The sequence below is a fragment of the Nocardioides palaemonis genome (assembly GCF_018275325.1).
Classification (GTDB): domain Bacteria; phylum Actinomycetota; class Actinomycetes; order Propionibacteriales; family Nocardioidaceae; genus Nocardioides; species Nocardioides palaemonis.
In genome coordinates, this window is record NZ_JAGVQR010000003.1 from 638,878 (window position 1) to 660,291 (window position 21,414).

The following is a 21,414-nucleotide window of genomic DNA, read 5'->3' on the forward strand; positions in this document are numbered from 1 at the left end:
CCACACTTCGCGGATTCGACCTGCGCGGGACCCACCGCTGCCCCACCATGTGGGCCATGGGTCAGACCGGTCGGCAGCTCCGCACGCGCACCACCCGAGCCATGGCCGAGCGCGCCGCCTCCAGCACCACGAGCCGCCGGGCCGTCCCGGCGCCGAGCTGGCGCGACCGCGCGCGCTACCTCTTCGACAACTCGATGTCGCGCGGGACGCCCGCCCTCATCGCGTGGCTCACCGCCCTCACCGTGGTGCTGATCGTCGCCTTCGCCCTGCTGACCATCGGCCTCGGGCTGCGCGGCGACGCCGGCGGGAGCCTCGGCGACGAGGTCTTCAACGCCCTCCTGCACGCCCTCGACCCGGGCACCGTCGCCGGCGACGCCGGCAGCCCGTGGCGCTACGTCCTCACCATGCTCGTGCTCACCGTCGGCGGCCTGTTCATCGTGAGCGCCCTGATCGGCGTCATCGCCGCCGGCATCGACGCCCGGATCGCCGAGCTCCAGCGCGGCCGCTCCCTGGTCCTCGAGCGCGACCACACCGTCATCCTCGGCTGGTCGGAGTCGATCTTCACGATCCTCCGCGAGCTCTCCATCGCCAACGAGAGCCGCAGGCGCCCGGTCGTCGTGGTGCTCGCTGACCGCGACAAGGTCGAGATGGAGGAGGAGATCCGTGCCAAGGTCCCCGACACCAGGGGCACCCGGATCGTGTGCCGCAGCGGCTCGCCGATGGACGTCGACGACCTCGCGGTCTCCGGCCACCGCTCGGCCCGGTCGGTCATCCTGCTCGCGCCGTCGGGCTCGGAGGACCCCGACGCCGAGGTGATCAAGACGCTGCTCGCGCTCACCCACGAGGGCAGCGACGGACCGCGCATCGTCGCCGAGATCCGCAACCCCACCAACCTCGAGGCGGCACGGCTGGTCGGCGCCGCCCGCACCACCCTGCTCGACATCCGCGAGACGGTGGCCAAGCTGGTCGTGCAGACCTCGCGCCAGTCGGGGGCGTCCGCGGTCTACGTCGAGCTCTTCGACTACGACGGCGACGAGATCTACTTCCTCGCCGACCACGGCCTCGACGGTCTGACCTTCGCGCAGGCCCAGCACCGCTTCGAGAGCGCCTCCCTCATCGGCCTCGTCGACCCCGGGGGCAGCCGCCTGTGCCCGCCCCCCGACACGGTGCTCGCCGGGCACACCCTCGTCCTCGTCGCCGAGGACGACTCCGTGCTCGACGCCTCGGGCACCGCCCTGGCCCAGCCCGTCGAGGCCCACCTCGGGGCGACCACGGAGGTGGAGCGCCACCCCGGGCGCGCGGTGATGATCGGCTGGAACGAGCGGGCACCGCTGATGCTCCGCGAGCTCGACCGGTACGCCGACCCGGGCTCGACGATCACCGTGCTGACCTCCCACGGCGAGCCCACCATCCCGGCGCTGGAGCACCTCGCGGTCGAGGTGGTGCACGGCGCCACCACCGACCGCGCCACCCTCGACCAGCACGTCGTCGCCGGCCTCGACCAGGTCATCGTGCTCTGCTACTCCGACGACCTCCCGGCACAGGCAGCCGACGCGCGGACGCTCGTCACGCTCCTGCACGTGCGCGACATCCTGGCCCGGCTCGACGGCGAGACCGCGGTCGTGAGCGAGATGATGGACGACCGCAACCGGGTGCTCGCCCAGGTCGCCGACATCGACGACGTCGTGGTCAGCGGCGAGTTCGTCAGCCTGATCGTCACCCAGCTCTCGGAGGACGCCCGCCTCGAGGCGGTCTTCGCCGAGCTCCTCGGCGCCGACGGCGCGGAGATCTACCTGCGTCCGGCCGAGTGGTACGTCCGTCCCGGCGTCGAGGTCTCGTGGGCCACCGTCGTCGAGGGCGCCGCGCGCCGCGGCGAGGTCGCGATCGGCTGGAAGTCCGACTCGCTGTCGGAGGCCGGCGCCGAGTTCGGCGTCCGGGTCAACCCCGCCAAGTCCACGACGCTGACCACCGGGGCGGGCGACCGCGTCGTCGTCCTCGCCCACGACTGACCGTGGCGGGCACCGGCTAGGATCGCGACGTGGTGAGGACCTGGCTCGACCTGGCGACGGCGCTGGTGCTGTCGGTCGCGGTCGGCGCGTCCCTCACCCCCGCGATGCCCGAGCTCGCCGCCCAGGCGCTCGTGCTGCTCGCGGTCCTCGTGGCCGCCGCGCCGATGGGTCGCGCGGCCCTGCACGCCGTGCCGCCCGCCGGCGTCCGTGCGCTCCTCCCGCAACGCCGCGCCGCCGCGGTGCCGCTCGTGCTGGCCGGTCGCACCACCGACGTGGTGCACCACCCGCTGCGACCGCGCGCTCCCGGACTGGTCTGACCCGTCGCCCCCGGCGACGTCCGCAGACCCCGTCCCTCTCCCTCCAGGAGCCCGCATGTCCCTGCTCGAACCGTTCAAGCACGCCCTCGCCGCGGTCCTTGCGACCGCCCACGACGCCCTCACCTCCCTCGGCGCGGACCCCGCGTCCGCCGCGACCTGGCTGGCCTGCGTCGGCGCGGTCGTCGTCCTCGTCCGCGCCGCGATGCTGCCGTTCGTCGTCCACGGCGTACGCCAGGCCCACGCCGGTGCCCGCGCCCGGCCCCACCTCCGCGAGCTCGCCGAGCGCTACCGCGGCAGGACCGACGCGGACAGCGTCCGCGCGATGATCGAGGAGCGGCGCGCGCTGTCGGCCGAGCACGGCGTGAGCCGGCTCGGCTGCCTGCCGCTGCTCGTCCAGCTGCCCGTCTGGATCGGCCTCTACCACCTGCTGTCCGACGTGGCGTCCGGCTCCGCGGTCGGCGCGATGACGCCCTCGCTGGTGTCGTCGCTGGGCACCGCGTCGGTGCTCGGCGTCTCGCTCGCCACCCACGGCTACCTCGGCTCCGGCGCCGCCCACCTGGCGGTCGTCGTCACCCTGGCGGCCACCGCAGCCGCCCTGTCCTTCGTCACCCAGCACTTCTTCGTGCTGCCCAACACCGTCACCGACGGGATGCCGGAGGCGATGGCCACCGCACAGCGGCTGATGCCCACGCTCTCGGCGCTCGGGATCCTGCTGTCGGCCGGCGTGGTGCCGGTCGCGCTGCTGGCCTACTGGGTGATGAGCTCGACCTGGACGCTGGGCCAGTCGGCCGTGATCGCCCGCTGGTTCGCCACCCCCGGGTCGGAGGCCGCGCGCCGCGCCGCGCTCCGGGCGGGGTGAGGGCTCAGACGACGAATGTGACCACGAGCACCACCAGCGCGACGCCGATCAGCGCGATCGGGAGCCGCGCCGGCTCGCGGCGCACGGCGTCGGGCAGCGCGAGCTGCTCCGGCGACCCCCGGCGCACGCCCTCGCGCGTGCGGGCCTTGTCGACCAGGTCGTGCAGGCGGTTCTCCACGAAGTCGGCGTAGTGCATGCCCTCGGTCGGCGCGAGCGCCGCGTCGTCGGCGAGGCCGCCCGGGCGGTGGCGCGAGGTCAGGGCCTTGCGCCACGAGCGACCGACGACGGTCGAGACCCAGCGTCGGTCGTCGGCGCGGACCGCGAGGACCTGGCGCACGGCCATCTCCTCGACCGCGGCGAGGCGGATGTGGACGGTCTCGGCGAGGTTGCGCATCACGAGGTGCTCGTCGGTCGCCCAGAGCGCCGGACGGAGCATCGCGGCCCACGCGAGCACCCCCATCAGCAGCGCGAGGCCGATCACCCACGCCGGGAAGCCGTCGTCGACGTAGGCCAGCCCGGCCACCACGACGACCGCGGCCAGGACCAGCGCCATCCAGCCGGTCACCCGGCCGCTGGTGGCGTGGAACCGTTCCACGACCGGGTCCTGGTCGTGCTGCAGGCGTGCCATGCGAGAGCCTCCGATTTGGGCAGACCTTGGCCCTCCGCGGATTGTCGGGCCGTTCCCGGCCAACTCTATGCTGGGTCGGTGACACCCACTCCCAGCTCAACGGCGAGCGCCCCCTCGGCCCACGGTGCCTTCGACGACATCGTGCGGTCCGACTCCTCGCTCCGCCGCTTCCTCCACGGCCTCCCGGGGGTCGACCAGGTCGGGTGCGAGGCCCGCGCCGCCGGTCTGGCCACCCGCTCCATCAAGACCACGGCGAAGGCCTACGCCATCGACCTGGCCATCCGCATGGTCGACCTGACCACGCTCGAGGGCCAGGACACGCACGGCAAGGTCCGCGCGCTCGCGTCCAAGGCGATGCGTCCCGACCCGGCCGACCCGACCTGCCCGGCCACCGCCGCGGTCTGCGTCTACCCCGACATGGTCGCGACCGCCAGGCAGACGCTCGGCGACAGCGGCGTCCACGTCGCGGCCGTCGCCACCGCGTTCCCCAGCGGCCGCGCGGCGATGGACATCAAGCTCGCCGACACCCGCGACGCGGTCGAGGCCGGCGCCGACGAGATCGACATGGTCATCGACCGTGGCGCGTTCCTGTCCGGCCGCTACCTCGAGGTCTTCGAGGAGATCGCCCAGGTCAAGGAGGCGTGTGGGGACGCCCACCTCAAGGTGATCTTCGAGACCGGCGAGCTCCAGACCTACGACAACGTCCGCCGCGCGAGCTGGCTGGCGATGATGGCCGGCGGCCACTTCATCAAGACCTCCACCGGCAAGGTGCAGCCCGCGGCGACCCTCCCGGTCACGCTGATCATGCTCGAGGCGGTCCGCGACTTCCGCGAGCAGACCGGGCAGATGGTCGGCGTGAAGCCGGCCGGTGGCATCAAGTCCACCAAGGACGCCATCAAGTACCTCGTGATGGTCAACGAGATCGCCGGTCCCGACTGGCTGGACCCCGACTGGTTCCGCTTCGGCGCCTCCACGCTGCTCAACGACCTGCTGATGCAGCGCACCAAGATGACGACCGGTCGCTACTCCGGTCCCGACTACTTCACGCTGGACTGAGGCCGATGAGCACCCACATCTTCGAGTACGCCCCCGCCCCCGAGTCGCGGGCGGTCGTCGACATCAAGCCGTCCTACGGCCTGTTCATCAACGGCGAGTTCGTCGACGGCCACGGCACGTCGTTCAAGACCGTCAACCCCGCCACCGAGGAGGTCCTGGCCGAGGTCGCCGAGGCCACCGACGCCGACGTCGACGAGGCCGTCAAGGCCGCGCGTCGCGCGTACACCCGCGTCTGGTCGCGGATGTCGGGCGCCGAGCGCGCCAAGTACCTCTACCGGATCGCCCGGATCATCCAGGAGCGCGGCCGCGAGCTCGCCGTCCTGGAGTCGATCGACAACGGCAAGCCGATCAAGGAGTCGCGCGACGTCGACATCCCGGTCGTCGCCGCCCACTTCTTCTACTACGCCGGCTGGGCCGACAAGCTGGAGTACTCCGGCTACGGCTCCACCCCGCTCGGCGTGGCCGGCCAAGTCATCCCGTGGAACTTCCCGCTGCTCATGCTCGCGTGGAAGATCGCCCCGGCGCTGGCGTGCGGCAACACCGTCGTGCTCAAGCCGGCCGAGACCACCCCGCTGACCGCGCTGCTCTTCGCCGAGATCTGCCAGCAGGCCGACCTCCCCCCGGGCGTCGTCAACATCGTCACCGGCGCCGGTGACACCGGTCGCGCGATCGTGGCCCACCCCGACGTCGACAAGGTCGCCTTCACCGGCTCCACCGAGGTCGGCAAGGCCATCGCCCGCGCCGTGGCCGGCACCGACAAGAAGGTGACCCTCGAGCTCGGCGGCAAGGCCGCCAACATCGTCTTCGACGACGCCCCGATCGACCAGGCCGTCGAGGGCATCGTCAACGGCATCTTCTTCAACCAGGGCCACGTCTGCTGCGCCGGCTCGCGCCTGCTCGTGCAGGAGTCCGTCGCCGACGAGGTGATGGCCCGCCTCAAGCGCCGGATGTCCACGCTGCGCGTGGGCGACCCGCTCGACAAGAACACCGACGTCGGCGCGATCAACTCCGCCGAGCAGCTCGCCAAGATCCGCGAGCTGTCGGAGATCGGCGAGGCCGAGGGCGCCGAGCGCTGGTCCGCCCCGTGCGACCTGCCCGCCAACGGCTACTGGTTCGCCCCGACCGTCTTCACCGGCGTCTCGCAGGCCCACCGGATCGCCCGCGAGGAGATCTTCGGCCCGGTCCTGTCGGTGCTGACCTTCCGCACCCCCTCCGAGGCGGTCGAGAAGGCCAACAACACCCCGTTCGGCCTCTCGGCCGGCGTGTGGACCGACAAGGGCTCGCGGATCCTGTCGATGGCCAACAAGCTGCGCGCCGGCGTGGTGTGGGCCAACACGTTCAACAAGTTCGACCCGACCTCGCCGTTCGGCGGCTACAAGGAGTCCGGCTACGGCCGCGAGGGTGGCCGCCACGGTCTCGAGGCCTACCTGAAGGGAGCGGACGCGTGAGCCGCATCGACGTGCGCAAGACGTACAAGCTCTACATCGGCGGGCAGTTCCCCCGCTCCGAGTCCGGACGGTCCTACATCGTGAACGACGCCAAGGGCCGCCTGATGGCCAACGCCGCCCAGGCCTCCCGCAAGGACGCCCGCGACGCGGTCGTCGCCGCCCGCGCCGCCTTCGGCGGCTGGTCCGGCAAGACGGCCTACAACCGCGCCCAGGTCGTCTACCGCATCGCCGAGGTCATGGAGGGCCGCCGCGAGCAGTTCGAGGCCGAGCTGCGCGCCTCCGAGGGCATCACCGCCGCGAAGGCCCGCACCTACGTCGACGCCGCGATCGACCGCCTCGTCTGGTACGCCGGCTGGGCCGACAAGCTGACCCAGGTCGTCGGCAACGCCAACCCGGTCGCCGGGCCGTACTTCAACCTGTCCACGCCCGAGCCCAGCGGCGTCGTCGCCGTGGTCGCGCCTCGCGGCGCGCTCCTCGGCCTGGTCAGCGTCGTCGCCCCGCTCATCGTCACCGGCAACACCGTCGTCGTGATCGCCAGCGAGCAGAACCCGCTCACCGCGATCACGCTCGGCGAGGTGATGGCCACCAGCGACCTCCCCGGCGGCGTCGTCAACGTCCTCACCGGCTCGCAGGCCGAGATCGCCCCGTGGCTGGCCTCGCACATGGACGTCAACGGCATCGACCTCACCGGGGTCGAGGACGAGGCGCTGGCCACCGAGCTCGAGGTGGCCGCGGCCGACAACCTCAAGCGCGTGCGCCGCCCCGAGCCCGACACCGACTGGCTCGCCGAGCCCGGCCTCGACCGGATGACGCGGTTCCAGGAGACCAAGACGGTCTGGCACCCGATCGGCGTCTGAGACCCAGCACCACCTGACCTGTTGGCCCCCGGAGCGATCTCCGGGGGCCTTCGGCGTGTGGCGTCGCACCATGCAGGCAGCTCGCAGCCGTCCGGCCCGCGCTGAGCGTGGAGGACGCCGCACCGACGGACTGCCTTCATGGTGTCGGCATCCGGCGCGTCCCACGTCCCGGAGCCGACGAAAATAGGCAGTTCGACGGAACCGGGCGCCCACCGAGCGTGGACCCCGACCGAGGACCGCCGAACTGCCTATTTCATGCAGGCCCCGAGCACGCCGAAGGCCCCCGGAGCGGTCTCCGGGGGCCTTCGAGCGGGCTGGGTCAGCGGTTGAGCAGCGCCTGGGCGAGCACCCCGAGGATCTCGTTGGGGTTGTTCACCAGGTAGTTCTGGCCGCCGGTCGCCGCGGCGATCTGGTCGAGCTCACCGGTGTCGGAGTCCTGCGAGATGCCGATGATGATCACCTTCACCGGCTTGGCCGGGTCGCGGACCGACTTGAGCTGGTTGACCAGCGACTCGAGCGACAACGAGCTGGAGTCGTCGCTGGCGCCGTCGGTGAAGATCACCACGGAGTTGAACCACGCCGGATCCCACTTCTCCTGCGCGTACTTGTAGGCCGCGAGGGTGGTGTCCATCAGGCCGGTCGCGCCGCGCACGCGGCCGACGAGCGCGTCGGCCTCCTTGCGCACCACGTCGCCGTGGGTGCCGTCGGCGCCCGCGGAGGCGTCGAGCCGGTCGAGCGTGGCGTACTCCTGGTAGGAGACCCCGTTCTCGCCACGGTTCTTGGAGAAGCCCCAGATGCCGATCCGGGCCTGGGCCGGGAACGCGTCGAGCGCCACCTGCGAGGCCTGGACGGCGAGCTGGATGCGGGTCGTGTCGCCGATCGCGGTCTTCATCGACCCGGACAGGTCGACCACGGCGAGGATGCTGGACGGCACCGAGAGCACGCGCCACTGGCGCAGGGTGTCGTCGGTGGTCTGCTGCGCCACCTTGGGCAGCACGCGCGAGTCGCCGAGGCCGATGCCGTTGGGCAGCGTCGCGCCGTCGGGGCCGCGCAGCTCGGCGGCGGCGATCGCGTCGACGCCGGCGCCGGAGGTGAACCAGCGGCCGATGGCACGGGCCACGCGGGCCGACAGGTCGCCCCCGGAGGACATCACGTCGAGGTTGCCGCGGTTCACGTCGACGAGCGGGTACTGCAGCATCGGCACGCCGGTCCGGGGCGCGACGAGGGTGAGCTGGTCGTTGCTGCGGCGCGCCGCGAGGTAGGCCTGCTCGGTCGCCGGGACGAGCTGGGTGCTGGAGGCGGTGATGGTGGAGAGGTCGGCCTCGGTGGAGGCACCCTCGACGGCACGCTCGCCGAACGTCTGGGCGACCGGGACCGTCTTCTCCTCGATCGTCTGGGCCGTCTCGCCGGTGGCCTTCATCTCGGCGTAGGGCGCGAGGAGGGCGAGCGCGGACGCGCCCTGGGCGCTCGGGTCGGACATGTCGAGCGCCCCGCCGTCGAGCACGGCGGCCCAGGAGGCCGGCGCCTTGGCGGCGGGACCGCCGACCAGGCCGACCGGCGTCTGGGCGAGCACCTCGGCGACCGGGGTGCCGGTCCAGCCGGCGGAGGTCAGCTGGCCCTTCCAGGTCGGGCTGTCCGGGATCCAGATCTCGGGGAGCTCGGCGTTGGGGTCGGCCAGCAGCGCGACGACGTCCTTCACGGTGCCGGCGGAGACCACGACGTCGATGCACGGCTCGTCGGCGTTGACCGACTTCACTGCCTGCTTGACCAGGTCCTCCATCACGGGAGCGGTCGTCAGGGTGACCTTCTCCGACACGCAGGCGGAGGCCTCGGCGTCCTTGTCGCCGCTCAGGGCGAAGAATCCGGCGGCGCCGACGACCAGCAGCAGGGCGAGACCGCCCAGCAGCAGCGTACGGCCGCCGGGACCGGCAGGCCGGTGCCGACCGCCGGGGGTGTCCGCGCCTTCGGGCGCAGGCGTCGAGTCGTCCAGACTCATGAGGTCCTCCCACAAGAACATCGATCCGGGGTCTGGGCGAGACTAGTCCTCGGCCACCGCCCCCGTGGCCGAACGAGGAAATGAGTGACGAGACGATGAGCACAGCCCAGGTGATCGTCCTGGCCGGGCCGAGCGGCGCCGGGAAGTCCCGGCTCGCCGAGCGGCTGGGCCTGCCGGTCCTCCGGCTCGACGACTTCTACAAGGACGGCGACGACCCGACGCTCCCCCGCATCGAGCACGGCGCCAACGCCGGGCTCGTCGACTGGGACGACCCGGCGTCGTGGCACCGCGAGGACGCACTGGCGTCGCTGCGCGAGCTCTGCACCACCGGGCGCAGCGAGGTCCCCGTCTACGAGATCGCGCAGAACGGCCGCTGCGGGTCGCGCACCGTCGACCTGGCCGGGGCGACCCGGTTCGTCGCGGAGGGGATCTTCGCCCCCGACGTCGTGGCGGCGTGCCGCGAGGAGGGCATGCTGGCGGCGGCCTACTGCATCACCCAGCACCCGCTGGTGACCTTCTGGCGCCGTCTCACCCGTGACCTGCGCGAGCACCGGAAGCCTCCGCTCGTGCTCGTACGCCGGGGGCTCGCACTGATGCGCGACCAGCAGCGCGTCGTCGGGCACGCGCTGCGGGCCGGCTGCCGCCGCGCCACCGGCGACCAGGCCTACGCCGAGCTGACCGCCGGCGCCGGCGCCGGGCGGACTACCCGGCGCTGAGCGCGGCGTAGCCGGGCTTGATGACGTCCTCGATGATCGCGAGCCGCTCGTCGAAGGGCAGGAACGCCGACTTCATCGCGTTGATGGTGAACCAGCGCAGGTCGTCGAGCGTGTAGTCGAACGCCTCGACCAGGCCGAACATCTCCCGCGTCATCGACGTGCCGCTCATCAGCCGGTTGTCGGTGTTGACGGTGACCCGGAACCGCAGGTCGGTGAGCAGGCCGATCGGGTGCTGGTCGAACGACTCGGCCGCGCCGGTCTGGATGTTGGAGCTGGGGCACATCTCCAGCGGGATCCGCTTGTCGCGCACGTACGCGGCCAGCCGTCCGAGCTCGACCGAGCCGTCGTCGCCGACGGTGATGTCGTCGATGATCCGTACGCCGTGGCCGAGCCGGTCGGCGCCGCACCACTGGATCGCCTCCCAGATCGACGGCAGACCGAAGGCCTCGCCGGCGTGGATGGTGAAGTGGGCGTTCTCGCGCTGGAGGTACTCGAAGGCGTCGAGGTGGCGGGTGGGCGGGAAGCCCGCCTCCGCCCCGGCGATGTCGAAGCCGGCGACGCCGCGGTCGCGCCAGGCGATCGCCAGCTCGGCGATCTCCATCGAGCGGGCCTGGTGGCGCATCGCGGTGAGCAGCTGGCGCACGACGATCCGGCCGCCGGCCGCCGCCATGCCCGCGTCGAAGCCCTCCTGGACGGCGGCGACGACCTCGTCGAGGGTCATCCCGGCCGAGACGTGCTGCTCGGGGGCGTAGCGCACCTCGGCGTAGACCACGCCGTCGGCGGCGAGGTCCTCGACGCACTCACGCGCCACCCGCGCGATCGCGGGACCGTGCTGCATCACCGCGACCGTGTGGTCGAAGGTCTCGAGGTAGCGCACCAGGGAGCCCGAGTCGGCGGACTCGGTGAACCAGCGGCCCAGCGACTCGGCGTCCGGCGCGGGCAGCTCGTGGCCGATCTCGGCGGCGAGCTCGACGATGGTCTGCGGACGCAGGCCGCCGTCGAGGTGGTCGTGCAGGAGGACCTTGGGGGCGGCCAGCACCTGGTCGCGCGTGGGAGTGCTCATCCGCACATCCAACCAGTGCCCGTCGCCGGGCGCGCACTATGTTCGTGCCCATGCGCACCTTCACCACGCTCGACGACGTCGCCGCCGCCTCCGGGTCGGAGATCGGCACCAGCGAGTGGCTCACGGTCGACCAGTCCCGCATCGACGCGTTCGCCGACGCGACCCTGGACCACCAGTGGATCCACGTCGACGCCGGGGCCGCCGCCGCGGGGCCGTTCGGCACCACGATCGCGCACGGCTTCCTCACCCTCAGCCTGCTGCCCCACTTCGCCTCGCAGGTGTTCCGGCTCGAGACGCCGGGGGCGCGGCTGAACTACGGGATGGAGAAGGTGCGGTTCCCCGCCCCCGTCCCCGTCGACAGCCGGCTGCGCTCGCACGTGCGCTTCGGCGAGGTCCGCGACCTGCCGGCGGGCAAGCAGCTCGTCGTCGAGCACACCGTGGAGATCGAGGGTCAGGACAAGCCGGCCTGCGTGGCCCAGCACGTGGTGCTGCTGCTGGCCTGAGCGCATACGCCCACCGCGAGCGGCGCCCCGCCGTCTTCCCCGCCCGCGAGCGGTGAGCCACCCACATTTCCGCGCCGCAGAACGTGGGTGGGACACCGACACCCGGCGCGCCGTCCCACGCCCCACCCGCGAGCGGTGAGCCACCCACACTTCCGCATCGCAGAACGTGGGTGGGACACCGCCCGGAGGTCGAGGCGAGCGCGGCGGGGTGTCAGCCGATCCGGTCGAGGACGATCGGGCCGGGCGTGAAGGACGCGCCGTCCTCGATGTCGTAGCCGCCCTCGAGCGAGGCCAGCGCGCGGCCGAAGCGGTCCGGCTCGTCGGTGTGGAGGGTGAACAGCGGGTCGCCCTGGGTGACCGTGTCGCCCGGGCGGGCGTGCCAGACCACGCCAGCGCCCGCCTGCACGGGGTCCTCCTTGCGGGCGCGACCGGCGCCGAGGCGCCAGGCGGCCATCCCGACCGCCATCGCGTCGAGACGGGTGAGGGTGCCGGAGGCCGGTGCGTGCACCACGTGGGTCTCCTTCGCCTGCGGCAGCGGAGCGTCGGGGTCGCCGCCCTGCGCCCGGATCATCGCCTTCCACGCGTCCATCGCCGAGCCGTCGGCCAGCTTGTCGGCCGGGTCGACGTCGCCGCGTCCGGCTCCAGCGAGCATCTCGCGGGCGAGGGCGAGGGTCAGGTCGACGACGTCGGACGGACCGCCGCCGGCGAGCACCTCGACCGACTCGGCGACCTCGACCGCGTTGCCGGCCGTGCGGCCCAGCGGGGTGGCCATGTCGGTGAGCAGCGCGACGGTGTGCACCCCGGCGTCGGTGCCGAGCGCGACCATCGTCTCGGCCAGCTCGCGGGCGGATTCGAGCTCCTTCATGAACGCGCCGCTGCCGACCTTGACGTCCAGCACCAGCGCCCCGGTGCCCTCCGCGATCTTCTTGCTCATGATCGAGCTCGCGATCAGCGGGATCGCCTCGACCGTGCCGGTGACGTCGCGCAGGGCGTAGAGCTTCTTGTCCGCGGGGGCCAGGCCGTCGCCGGCCGCGCAGATCACCGCGCCGACGTCCTCGAGGATCGAGAACATCTCCTCGTTGCTGAGGCCGGCGCGCCAGCCGGGGATCGACTCGAGCTTGTCGAGGGTGCCGCCGGTGTGGCCGAGGCCGCGACCCGACAGCTGCGGGACCGCCACGCCGCACGCCGCGACGAGCGGGGCGAGCGGGAGCGTGATCTTGTCGCCGACGCCGCCGGTGGAGTGCTTGTCCGCCGTCGGGCGCGAGAGGGAGGAGAAGTCCATCCGCTCGCCGGACGCGATCATGGCCGCGGTCCAGCGGGCGATCTCGGTCCGGTTCATGCCGTTGAGCAGGATCGCCATCGCGAGCGACGACATCTGCTCGTCGGCGACCTCGCCGCGGGTGTAGGCGTCGATCACCCAGTCGATCTGGCTGTCGGAGAGCTCCTGCTTGTCACGCTTGGCGAGGATCACCTCGACGGCGTCGTGTGCGGCCACTTAGCTGCTTCCTTCTTCTGTCGCGTCTGTCGCGTCTGTCGCGTCGGTCGTCGTGCCCGTGGTGTGGGCGAGGTCGTCGGGTCCGAAGGCGTCGGGCAGCACCTCGGACATGGGCCTGATGCCCGACACGGTCCAGACCAGGAGGTCCCGGCCGCCGTGCTCGAACAGCAGCTGGCGGCACCGGCCGCACGGCATGATCACCTCGCCGTCGCGGTTCACGCACACGAAGTGGGTGAGCCGGCCGCCCCCGGTGGCGTGGAGCTGGGACACCAGCCCGCACTCCGCGCACAGCACGACACCGTACGCCGCGTTCTCCACGTTGCATCCCACGACGGTGCGGCCGTCGTCGACGCGGGCCGCAGCCCCCACGAGGTACTGCGAGTACGGCGCGTAGGCGCGGCGCATCACGTCGGTCGCCGCTGCCCGCAGCCCGTCCCAGTCCACCTGATCCACGCGCACAGTCTGGCGCATACGAGGAAGCGACGGTCATCGGCAGGTTCCGCCGAAAGATGTCCGGTGGCTTTTAGGTCTCAAACCGATTTCGGAAGTCCTCGATCACGTGACGCACACCTCCCCGACCGGCATCATGACGCCCGAACGCTGACCCCACCCCGGGGTGCACGAACCTGGAGGCATTTGTGAAGAAGTCGAGGAAGGTCCTCTCGAGCGGCCTCGTGGCGCTGATGGCAGCCGCGAGCCTGGCCGCGTGCGGTGACGCTCCCGAGGAGGACGGCGGCACCGGCAGCGGCAGCGACTCCCAGGCGAGCGACTTCCTGCCCTGCATCGTGTCCGACGCCGGTGGCTTCGACGACAAGTCGTTCAACCAGCTCAGCTACGAGGGCGTCAAGCAGGCCGCCGACGAGCTCGGTGTCGAGTTCAAGGGCGTCGAGTCCAACAGCGAGAACGACTACGCGCCCAACCTCGAGAGCCTCGTGGGCCAGGGCTGCGACACCATCGTCACGGTCGGCTTCGCGCTCGCCGCGGCCACCAAGGAGTCGGCCAAGGCCAACCCCGACATCGAGTACGTCCTGATCGACGACTCCGCCGACGGCGGCGACGACGGCGCCACGTTCGACGGCAAGGCCGACGTCGAGAACATCAAGCCCCTGCTCTACGACACCGCCCAGGCGGCGTTCCTCGCCGGCTACGCGGCCGCCGACTACAGCAAGACCGGCGTCGTGGGCACCTACGGCGGCATGCCGTTCCCGACCGTCACCATCTTCATGGACGGCTTCAAGCAGGGTGCGGAGTACTACGCCAAGGAGAAGGGCAAGGACATCGAGGTCGTCGGCTGGGACGGCAAGAACGGTTCCTTCACCGGTGGCTTCGAGGCCAACGAGGCCGCGACCAGCACGGCCAAGCAGCTCATCGACCAGGACGCCGACGTGATCCTGCCGGTCGGCGGCCCGATCTACCAGGGCGCCGTCACCGCGATCGAGGACACCGGCAAGGACGTCGTCATGCTCGGCGCCGACGCCGACGTGTTCGAGACCGACCCGAGCACGCAGGACGTCATCTTCACCTCGGTGCTGAAGAACATGAAGGTCTCGACCTACGAGGCGATCATGGACGCCGGCAACGACAACGTCGACTTCACGCCCTACATCGGCACCCTCGAGAACGACGGCGTGGGCATCGCCCCGTTCCACAACTTCGAGGACAAGGTCAGCCCCGACCTGCAGGGCGAGCTCGACGACATCAAGGCCGGCATCATCGACGGCTCGATCAAGGTGAACTCCTACCTGGGCTGATCACCCGCACACCTGCTCCACCACGGGGGAGGCCGACGCGCTCGTCGGCCTCCCTCGTGCATGTCACGGACCTGCCAGAGAACGGCGTCCACCTTTGGCACATCTGTGGCACGAGCCGCAGGGTGCGCGGCGGTTACCCTTCTCCGCGCGCTCGTGGGCCCTCGGCAGCCCCGTGGCCCCTCCCCCGTACCAGACCCCGGCGATCATGTCCGGGACGTTCCGACCCCTAGGATGCGATGCCATGAGACTCGTCCTGCGAGGCATCACCAAACGCTTCGGCAGCGTGGTGGCCAACGACTCGATCTCCCTCACCGTCGAGCCGGGCGAGATCCACTGCCTGCTCGGCGAGAACGGCGCCGGCAAGTCGACGCTGATGAACGTGCTCTACGGCCTCTACAAGGCCGACGAGGGCGAGATCGAGCTCGACGGCGAGGTGCAGCACTTCACCGGCCCCGGTGACGCGATGGCCGCCGGCATCGGCATGGTCCACCAGCACTTCATGCTCATCCCGGTCTTCACCGTGGCCGAGAACGTGATGCTGGGCAACGAGTCGACCGGCTTCGCCGGCACCCTCGACATCGACGCCGCCCGCGCCCGCGTCACCGAGATCTCCGAGCGCTTCGGCTTCCACGTCTCCCCCGACGCCCTCGTCGAGGACCTCCCGGTCGGCGTGCAGCAGCGCGTCGAGATCATCAAGGCGCTGTCGCGCGACGCCGAGCTGCTCGTCTTCGACGAGCCCACGGCCGTGCTGACGCCCCAGGAGACCGACGAGCTGATGGACATCATGCGCCAGCTCCGGGAGGCCGGGAAGGCGATCGTCTTCATCACCCACAAGCTGCGCGAGGTCCGCGAGGTCGCCGACCGGATCACCGTCATCCGCCACGGCAAGGTGGTCGGCGAGGCCGACCCCAAGGCCAGCAACGCCGAGCTCGCCTCGATGATGGTCGGCCGGCCGGTCGAGCTGGTGGTCCACAAGGACGAGCCGAAGCTCGGCGCCGACGCGCTGGTGGTCAAGGACCTCCGCGTCGTCGACCCCGCCGGCCACGTCCAGGTCGACGGCCTCAGCTTCACCATCCGCGCCGGCGAGGTGCTCGCGGTCGCGGGCGTCCAGGGCAACGGCCAGACCGAGCTGACCGAGGCGCTGCTCGGCCTCCAGGACGACGTCTCCGGCTCGATCACCCTCGACGGGCACGAGCTCGTCGGGCGCAGCACGCGCAAGATCCTCGACGCCGGCGTCGGGTTCATCCCCGAGGACCGCCAGGTCGACGGTCTGGTGCCGAACTTCACCATCGCCGAGAACCTCATGCTCAACCGGAGCTTCAAGTCTCCCTTCGTCCGCAACGGCGCCCTGCGCATCGCCGCGCTGCGCGAGTTCGCGGAGAAGAAGCTCAAGGAGTACGACGTCCGCGCGCGCGACATCGACTCGCTGGCCGCCAACCTCTCCGGCGGCAACCAGCAGAAGGTCGTCGTCGCCCGCGAGCTATCCCGCGACCTGCGCCTGCTGGTCGCGGCCCAGCCGACCCGCGGCGTCGACGTCGGCTCGATCGAGTTCATCCACAAGCAGGTCGTCGCGACCCGCGACAGCGGCATCCCGGTGCTGGTGGTCTCCACCGAGCTCGACGAGGTGGTCGCCCTGGCCGACCGCATCATGGTGCTCTACCGCGGGCAGGTCGTGGGCATCGTCCCGGCCGACACCCCCCGCGAGACCCTCGGCCTGATGATGACCGGCGAACGCCCGAAGGACCTGAAGGACGTGGTCGCGTGACCGACACCGACAAGCCCCAGCCCGAGCCCGACCAGACCGACAAGACCGAGCAGGTCGAGCAGGTCGAGCAGGTCGACGCGGCCGAGGACGCCAGCGCCGCCCCGCGCGAGCGCTCGGGCAGCGTGCTGCGCGAGATCGCCGCCGGCGACGCCCTCTCGGGCGTCCTCGCGGTCTTCCTCGCCTTCCTCGTCGGGTCGGTGATGATCGCCAGCACCGACCCGACGGTCCGCGAGACGATCGGCTACGTCACCGCCCGTCCGAGCGACTTCTTCAGCGCCGTCTGGGACGCCGTCTCCGGCGCCTACAGCGCGATGTTCCGCGGCGCGGTGTTCAACAACCTCGTCGACGACCCGGCCCAGCAGTGGCGTCCCCTCACGGAGACGCTGAAGTTCGCCGGCCCGCTGATCCTCGGTGGCCTCGGTGTCGGCATCGCCTTCCGCGCCTCGCTCTTCAACATCGGTGGCCGCGGCCAGATGCTGCTCGGTGGCGGCGCCGCCGCGTGGGTCGGCTTCCAGGTCGACCTGCCGATGATCATCCACCTGCCGCTCGCGATCCTCGCCGGCATGGTGGTCGGTGGCCTGTGGGGCGGTCTGGCCGGTCTGCTGAAGGCCCGCACCGGCGCGCACGAGGTGATCGTCACGATCATGCTCAACTACGTCGGCTACTACCTGCTCTTCTGGGCGCTGACCAAGGACTGGCTGCTCGCCACCCCGGGGTCGGTCAACCCGAAGTCTCCGCCGATGAAGGAGACCGCGATCCTGCCCAAGGTGCTGGGCGACCGGTTCAACCTGCACCTCGGCTTCGTGCTCGCACTCGTCGCCGTGCTCGTCGTGTGGTGGCTGCTGACCCGCTCGACCCTCGGCTACCGCATCCGCGCCGTCGGCGAGAACCCCAACGCCGCGCGCGCGTCGGGCATCAACGTCGGGCGCACCTACGTCGTGGTGATGCTGATCGCCGGTGGGCTCCTCGGGCTCGCGGGCGTCAACCAGGTGCTCGGCACCGTCACCAGCGGTGTCTCGACCGACATCGACGCGGGCATCGGCTTCGACGCCATCACCGTGGCGCTCCTCGGTCGCTCGCGCCCCCTCGGCATCCTCGCCGCGGGCATCCTGTTCGGCGCGTTCAAAGCGGGCGGCTTCACGATGCAGGCCTCCGAGAACATCTCGGTCGACCTGGTCCTGGTCGTCCAGTCGCTGATCGTCCTCTTCCTCGCCGCGCCGCCCCTGGTGCGCGCCATCTTCCGGCTCCCCGCCCAGGAGGCCAAGTGAGCACCGTGACCGAGCAGCCGACGCCCGAGAGCGGCGGCCTCGCCCCCGACCCCGCCGTCACGCCCACCCGCGCCACCGGCACCCGCAAGCTGCCGATCGTGCTGGGCGCGATCACCGTGCTCCTCGCGCTCCGGGTCCTGCTGACCTCCCGCTCGGGCGACACGACGTTCCGGCTGGCGACCGACAGCGACTTCGTCGAGCTGCCCAACATCGTCGTGCCGGCCGTGGTGACCGCCTGGGTGATGATCGTGGCCTGCCTGGCGCTCACCGCCGAGGCGGTGCGCCGGATGCTGGCCCACGCCCGCCAGCCCCTGTGGCTGCCGATCTCCTTCGCGATCGCCTGGATGGTCGGTTTCCTCGCCTACGAGGCCGCCGGCAGCCGGATCCTGGTCGTGAGCCTGCTCGGCGGCGCCATCTCGCTGGCCATCCCGCTCGTCTTCGGCGCGCTCGGCGGCGTGCTCGGTGAGCGCGCCGGCGTGGTCAACATCGCCATCGACGGACAGCTGCTCTTCGGCGCCTTCGCGGCGGCGGTCACCGCCTCCCTCACCGGCTCGCTGTGGGCCGGCCTGGTGGCAGCGATGGTCGCCGGGGCCCTGATCGCGCTGGTCCTCGGCCTCTTCGCGATCACCTACTTCGTCGACCAGGTCATCGTCGGCGTGGTGCTCAACGTGCTGGTCGTCGGCATCACGAACTTCCTGTTCCGCCAGGTGCTGACGCCCAACGCCGACTCGCTCAACTCCCCCGAGCGGTTCCGCGCGGTGCCGCTGCCCGTGCTGGGCGACATCCCGCTCATCGGCCCGATCCTGTTCCGCCAGACGGCACTGGTCTACGTGCTCTACGTCGTGGTCGCCCTGGTCGCCTTCGCGCTCTACCGCACCCGCTGGGGCCTGCGCGTCCGGGCGGTCGGCGAGCACCCGAAGGCCGCCGACACCGTCGGCATCAAGGTCAACCGCACCCGCTACCGCACGATCCTGCTCGCTGGCGCGATCGCGGGCCTGGGCGGCGCGTACTTCAGCCTCGTCTCGGTCGCCGGCTTCAACCGTGAGATGACCGGCGGCGCCGGCTACATCGCGCTCGCCGCCGTGATCTTCGGCAAGTGGGACCCGATCCGGGCCACCCTCGCGGCGCTGCTGTTCGGCTTCGCGTCCAACCTGCAGGGCGTGCTGTCGGCGATCGGCTCCGACATCCCGAGCCAGTTCATGCTGATGCTCCCCTACCTCGTCACCATCTTCGCGGTGGCCGGCCTGGTGGGCCGCTCGCGGCCGCCCGCAGCCGACGGGGTGCCCTACAAGTCGCAGTAGCAGCATCGTTCCTCCGTCGTGGTTGACTGGGCCGGTCGGCTCGGCGACACACGACGGAGGAACGCATGACGGCCCAACGGCACCCGACTTCGGCGGACGGGGAGCTCTACGCCTCGATGGTGGCGCACCACCCGCACGCCGTGTTCTCGGTCGACCGGGAGGGCCGCTACACCGAGGCCAACGCGCACGCCCGGGCCATGACCGGGATGAGCCTGGACGAGATGCGCCGCACGCACTTCCTCCAGACCATCCACCCCGGCGACCACGAGCTGATGCTCGGCGCGTTCGCGCACGTGCTCTCCGGCGAGCCGATCGTCGTCGAGGCCCGGGTGGTGCGCGTCGACGGGAAGGTCGTGGACATCCGCTGCACCGGGATCCCGGTGGCCGTCGACGGCGAGGTGGTCGGCGTGCACGGCGTGACCGAGGACGTCACCCGCGAGAAGCAGGTGGTGCGCGAGCTCGAGGAGGCCAACGCCGCCAAGACGCTGTTCCTGGCGAGCGTGAGCCACGAGCTGCGCACCCCGCTCGCCGCCCTCGTGGGCGCCACCGACCTGCTGGTCCACGCCGACTCCCCCGCGAGCTCGGGGCACTACGTCGACATGGTGCAGCGCGCCGGGCACCAACTGATGCACCTGGTGGACGAGCTGCTCGAGTTCTCGGGCCTCGAGACCCACCAGACGGTGCTCGACGTACGTCCGTTCGCCCCCCGCTCGGTCGTCGACGCGGTCGCCTCGTGGGCGGTCCCGCTCGCCGACGAGCGCGGGCTCGAGCTGTCGTTGACCGTCGACGACGCCGTGCCCGCCACGGCCTCGGGCGACGCGCGCCGGCTGCGCCAGGTCGTGGCCAACCTGGTGCGCAACGCCCTCACCTTCACCCGCGCCGGCCGGGTCGACCTCCGGGTCCGGACCCGCCCGCACGCCCTCGACCCGGGCGACGCGCACGCGGCCGACGTCTGGGTGGAGTTCATCGTCTCCGACACCGGGTGCGGGATCGACGAGGAGCACCTGCGCACGCTGTTCGAGCCCTTCGCGCGCTCGACGGCACGCGACGCGCGGCCCGGCGCGGGGATCGGGCTCGGCCTGGCGATCTGCCGAGCCCTGGCCGACCTGATGGACGGGTGCCTGCAGGTGAGCTCCGCCGTGGGCGAGGGCAGCACCTTCACCTTCGGGGTGCCGCTGGGGAGGTGTTCAGCCGGCAGCTGACAGGGCGGTGACCGCAGCCTCGGCGAGGACGCGAGCCGCGATGCCGGTGGCGGCCTCGTCGACGCGCAGGTTGCCCTGGTGGAGGTCGTACGTCGGGCCACCGGGCGTCCGGGTGCCCAGGCGCGCCATCGCGCCGGGGATCGAGTCGAGGTACCAGCCGAAGTCCTCCCCGCCCAGGCTCTGGGCGGTCGACACGTGGCCGTGGCGCCCGAGCACCGCCTCGACGGCGGTGCCGAGCACGGCGGTCGAGACCGGGTGGTTGACCACCGGCGGCACGCCGCGCTGGTAGGTGACCTCGGCGGCCACGCCGTAGGGCGCGATGATCGTGGTGATCAGCTGGCGGATGAGGTGCTCCGCGTCGGCCCACGCCACCGCGTCGAGCATCCGCACCGTGCCGGCGACGACGCCGGTGTGCGGGATGACGTTGTGGGCCTGGCCGGCGCGCACCGCGCCCCACACCACGCTGACGCCCGCGCGCGGGTCGAGGCGGCGGCTGAGGATGGCCGGGAGCTCGGTGATCACCTTGCCGAGCGCGAAGGTGAGGTCCTCGGTCAGGTGCGGGCGGGAGGTGTGCCCGCCCTTGCCGGTGAGCTTGACGGTCAGGGCGTCGGCGGCGCCGGTGAGCGGTCCCTCGCGCAGCCCGACGCGACCGACGTCGAGGCTGGGGTCGCAGTGCAGGCCGAAGATGTGGTCGACGCCCTCGAGGGCACCGCTGCTGATCAGGTGCAGCGCGCCACCGGGCATGACCTCCTCGGCGGGCTGGAAGACCAGCCGCACCCGCCCGGGCAGCAGCCCGCGGGCGGCGACCTCGGCCAGCGCGAGCCCGGCCCCGACCAGGCCGGTGGTGTGGACGTCGTGGCCGCACGCGTGGGCCACGCCCGGCACGGTGCTCTTCCACGGGTCGGAGGTCAGGTCGTCGACCGGCAGCGCGTCGAGGTCGGCGCGCAGCGCCACCAGCGCACCCCCGCTGCCGATCTCGGCGAGCACTCCTCCGCCCTCCGGCCGGGTGACGGTCCAGCCGCCGCCCTCGAGGGCGGCCTCGACGACGTCGGAAGTGCGCGACTCGGTCCAGCTGAGCTCGGGGTGGGCGTGCAGGTCGCGGCGCATCGCGAGCAGGTCGTCGGCGTACTTGTCGACGGTCTCGGCGATGACGGAGGTGGCGGGGAGGTCGGTCATGACC

At 71.8% G+C, this 21,414-nt stretch carries 19 protein-coding genes; 13 read left to right on the top strand and 6 right to left on the bottom strand.

From position 1 onward, the window contains the following. The first annotated feature begins 56 nt into the window (after positions 1-56). Genes KDN32_RS15465 through yidC form a run of 3 tightly spaced genes read left to right on the top strand, consistent with a single transcriptional unit; the run spans position 57 to position 3,185 of the window. The gene (locus KDN32_RS15465; RefSeq protein WP_211733119.1) at positions 57-2,009 is read left to right on the top strand and encodes a CASTOR/POLLUX-related putative ion channel; all 1,953 of its coding nucleotides are present in this window, start codon (positions 57-59) and stop codon (positions 2,007-2,009) included. Between the two features lie 29 nt (positions 2,010-2,038). Then, entirely contained in the window at positions 2,039-2,326 is a 288-nt protein-coding gene (locus KDN32_RS15470) for a hypothetical protein (RefSeq protein WP_211733120.1), read from the top strand. Between the two features lie 55 nt (positions 2,327-2,381). After that, positions 2,382-3,185: a membrane protein insertase YidC gene (yidC, locus tag KDN32_RS15475; protein WP_211733121.1), complete on the top strand. Its 804-nt coding sequence runs from the start codon at positions 2,382-2,384 to the stop codon at positions 3,183-3,185. 4 nt (positions 3,186-3,189) lie between these two features. Here the strand turns inward: yidC and KDN32_RS15480 are convergent, their stop codons facing one another. Continuing rightward, positions 3,190-3,813, bottom strand: coding sequence for a hypothetical protein (locus KDN32_RS15480; RefSeq protein WP_211733122.1), 624 nt, complete (start codon positions 3,811-3,813; stop codon positions 3,190-3,192). A gap of 78 nt (positions 3,814-3,891) precedes the next feature. Between KDN32_RS15480 and deoC the strand changes: the two genes are divergently transcribed. Genes deoC through KDN32_RS15495 form a run of 3 tightly spaced genes read left to right on the top strand, consistent with a single transcriptional unit; the run spans position 3,892 to position 7,174 of the window. Further along, on the top strand, positions 3,892-4,869 hold the full coding sequence (gene deoC, locus KDN32_RS15485; RefSeq protein ID WP_211733123.1) for a deoxyribose-phosphate aldolase: 978 nt from the start codon (positions 3,892-3,894) through the stop codon (positions 4,867-4,869). A 5-nt stretch (positions 4,870-4,874) separates the two neighbouring features. After that, positions 4,875-6,317, top strand: coding sequence for an aldehyde dehydrogenase family protein (locus KDN32_RS15490; protein ID WP_211733124.1), 1,443 nt, complete (start codon positions 4,875-4,877; stop codon positions 6,315-6,317). Further along, positions 6,314-7,174, top strand: a complete 861-nt coding sequence (locus KDN32_RS15495; RefSeq protein ID WP_211733125.1) for an aldehyde dehydrogenase family protein — start codon at positions 6,314-6,316, stop codon at positions 7,172-7,174. The genes KDN32_RS15490 and KDN32_RS15495 overlap by 4 nt, the downstream gene beginning before the upstream one ends. Before the next feature lie 319 nt (positions 7,175-7,493). On the opposite strand, the gene KDN32_RS15500 is transcribed toward KDN32_RS15495, so the two are convergent. Next, a complete protein-coding gene (locus tag KDN32_RS15500) occupies positions 7,494-9,170 on the bottom strand; it encodes a substrate-binding domain-containing protein (protein ID WP_211733126.1) in 1,677 nt (558 codons plus the stop codon). Between the two features lie 95 nt (positions 9,171-9,265). Between KDN32_RS15500 and KDN32_RS15505 the strand changes: the two genes are divergently transcribed. Continuing rightward, positions 9,266-9,886 carry a nucleoside/nucleotide kinase family protein gene (locus KDN32_RS15505; protein WP_211733127.1) on the top strand — a complete coding sequence of 207 codons (621 nt, stop codon included), beginning with the start codon at positions 9,266-9,268 and terminating at the stop codon, positions 9,884-9,886. On the opposite strand, the gene KDN32_RS15510 is transcribed toward KDN32_RS15505, so the two are convergent. Beyond that, the gene (locus KDN32_RS15510) at positions 9,873-10,949 is read right to left on the bottom strand and encodes an adenosine deaminase (RefSeq protein WP_211733128.1); all 1,077 of its coding nucleotides are present in this window, start codon (positions 10,947-10,949) and stop codon (positions 9,873-9,875) included. The genes KDN32_RS15505 and KDN32_RS15510 overlap by 14 nt on opposite strands. A 50-nt stretch (positions 10,950-10,999) precedes the next feature. Here KDN32_RS15510 and KDN32_RS15515 point away from each other — a divergent pair, with 50 nt between their 5' ends. After that, positions 11,000-11,452 carry a MaoC family dehydratase gene (locus tag KDN32_RS15515; RefSeq protein ID WP_211733129.1) on the top strand — a complete coding sequence of 151 codons (453 nt, stop codon included), beginning with the start codon at positions 11,000-11,002 and terminating at the stop codon, positions 11,450-11,452. Positions 11,453-11,663: 211 nt separating this feature from the next. Here KDN32_RS15515 and KDN32_RS15520 read toward each other — a convergent pair whose 3' ends face one another. Both KDN32_RS15520 and KDN32_RS15525 read right to left on the bottom strand, forming a co-directional pair. After that, positions 11,664-12,947, bottom strand: coding sequence for a thymidine phosphorylase (locus KDN32_RS15520; RefSeq protein ID WP_211733130.1), 1,284 nt, complete (start codon positions 12,945-12,947; stop codon positions 11,664-11,666). Continuing rightward, on the bottom strand, positions 12,948-13,400 hold the full coding sequence (locus KDN32_RS15525; protein ID WP_307854140.1) for a cytidine deaminase: 453 nt from the start codon (positions 13,398-13,400) through the stop codon (positions 12,948-12,950). Positions 13,401-13,585: 185 nt separating this feature from the next. On the opposite strand from KDN32_RS15525, the gene KDN32_RS15530 reads away from it, so the two are divergent. The 5 genes from KDN32_RS15530 (at position 13,586) to KDN32_RS15550 (ending at position 20,234) form a co-directional block, all read left to right on the top strand. Beyond that, entirely contained in the window at positions 13,586-14,698 is a 1,113-nt protein-coding gene (locus KDN32_RS15530) for a BMP family lipoprotein (protein ID WP_307854141.1), read from the top strand. A gap of 241 nt (positions 14,699-14,939) precedes the next feature. Continuing rightward, positions 14,940-16,463, top strand: coding sequence for an ABC transporter ATP-binding protein (locus tag KDN32_RS15535; RefSeq protein ID WP_211733132.1), 1,524 nt, complete (start codon positions 14,940-14,942; stop codon positions 16,461-16,463). Continuing rightward, positions 16,460-17,731 (top strand): ABC transporter permease, encoded by a 1,272-nt coding sequence (locus KDN32_RS15540; protein WP_307854142.1) that lies wholly within the window; start codon positions 16,460-16,462, stop codon positions 17,729-17,731. The genes KDN32_RS15535 and KDN32_RS15540 overlap by 4 nt, the downstream gene beginning before the upstream one ends. After that, entirely contained in the window at positions 17,728-19,032 is a 1,305-nt protein-coding gene (locus KDN32_RS15545) for an ABC transporter permease (protein ID WP_307854143.1), read from the top strand. The genes KDN32_RS15540 and KDN32_RS15545 overlap by 4 nt, the downstream gene beginning before the upstream one ends. 65 nt (positions 19,033-19,097) lie before the next feature. Next, positions 19,098-20,234 (top strand): sensor histidine kinase, encoded by a 1,137-nt coding sequence (locus KDN32_RS15550; protein ID WP_211733133.1) that lies wholly within the window; start codon positions 19,098-19,100, stop codon positions 20,232-20,234. Here the strand turns inward: KDN32_RS15550 and KDN32_RS15555 are convergent. Beyond that, a complete protein-coding gene (locus KDN32_RS15555; protein ID WP_211733134.1) occupies positions 20,220-21,410 on the bottom strand; it encodes an amidohydrolase in 1,191 nt (396 codons plus the stop codon). The two genes, KDN32_RS15550 and KDN32_RS15555, sit on opposite strands and share 15 nt — an antisense overlap. Positions 21,411-21,414: the final 4 nt, after the last annotated feature.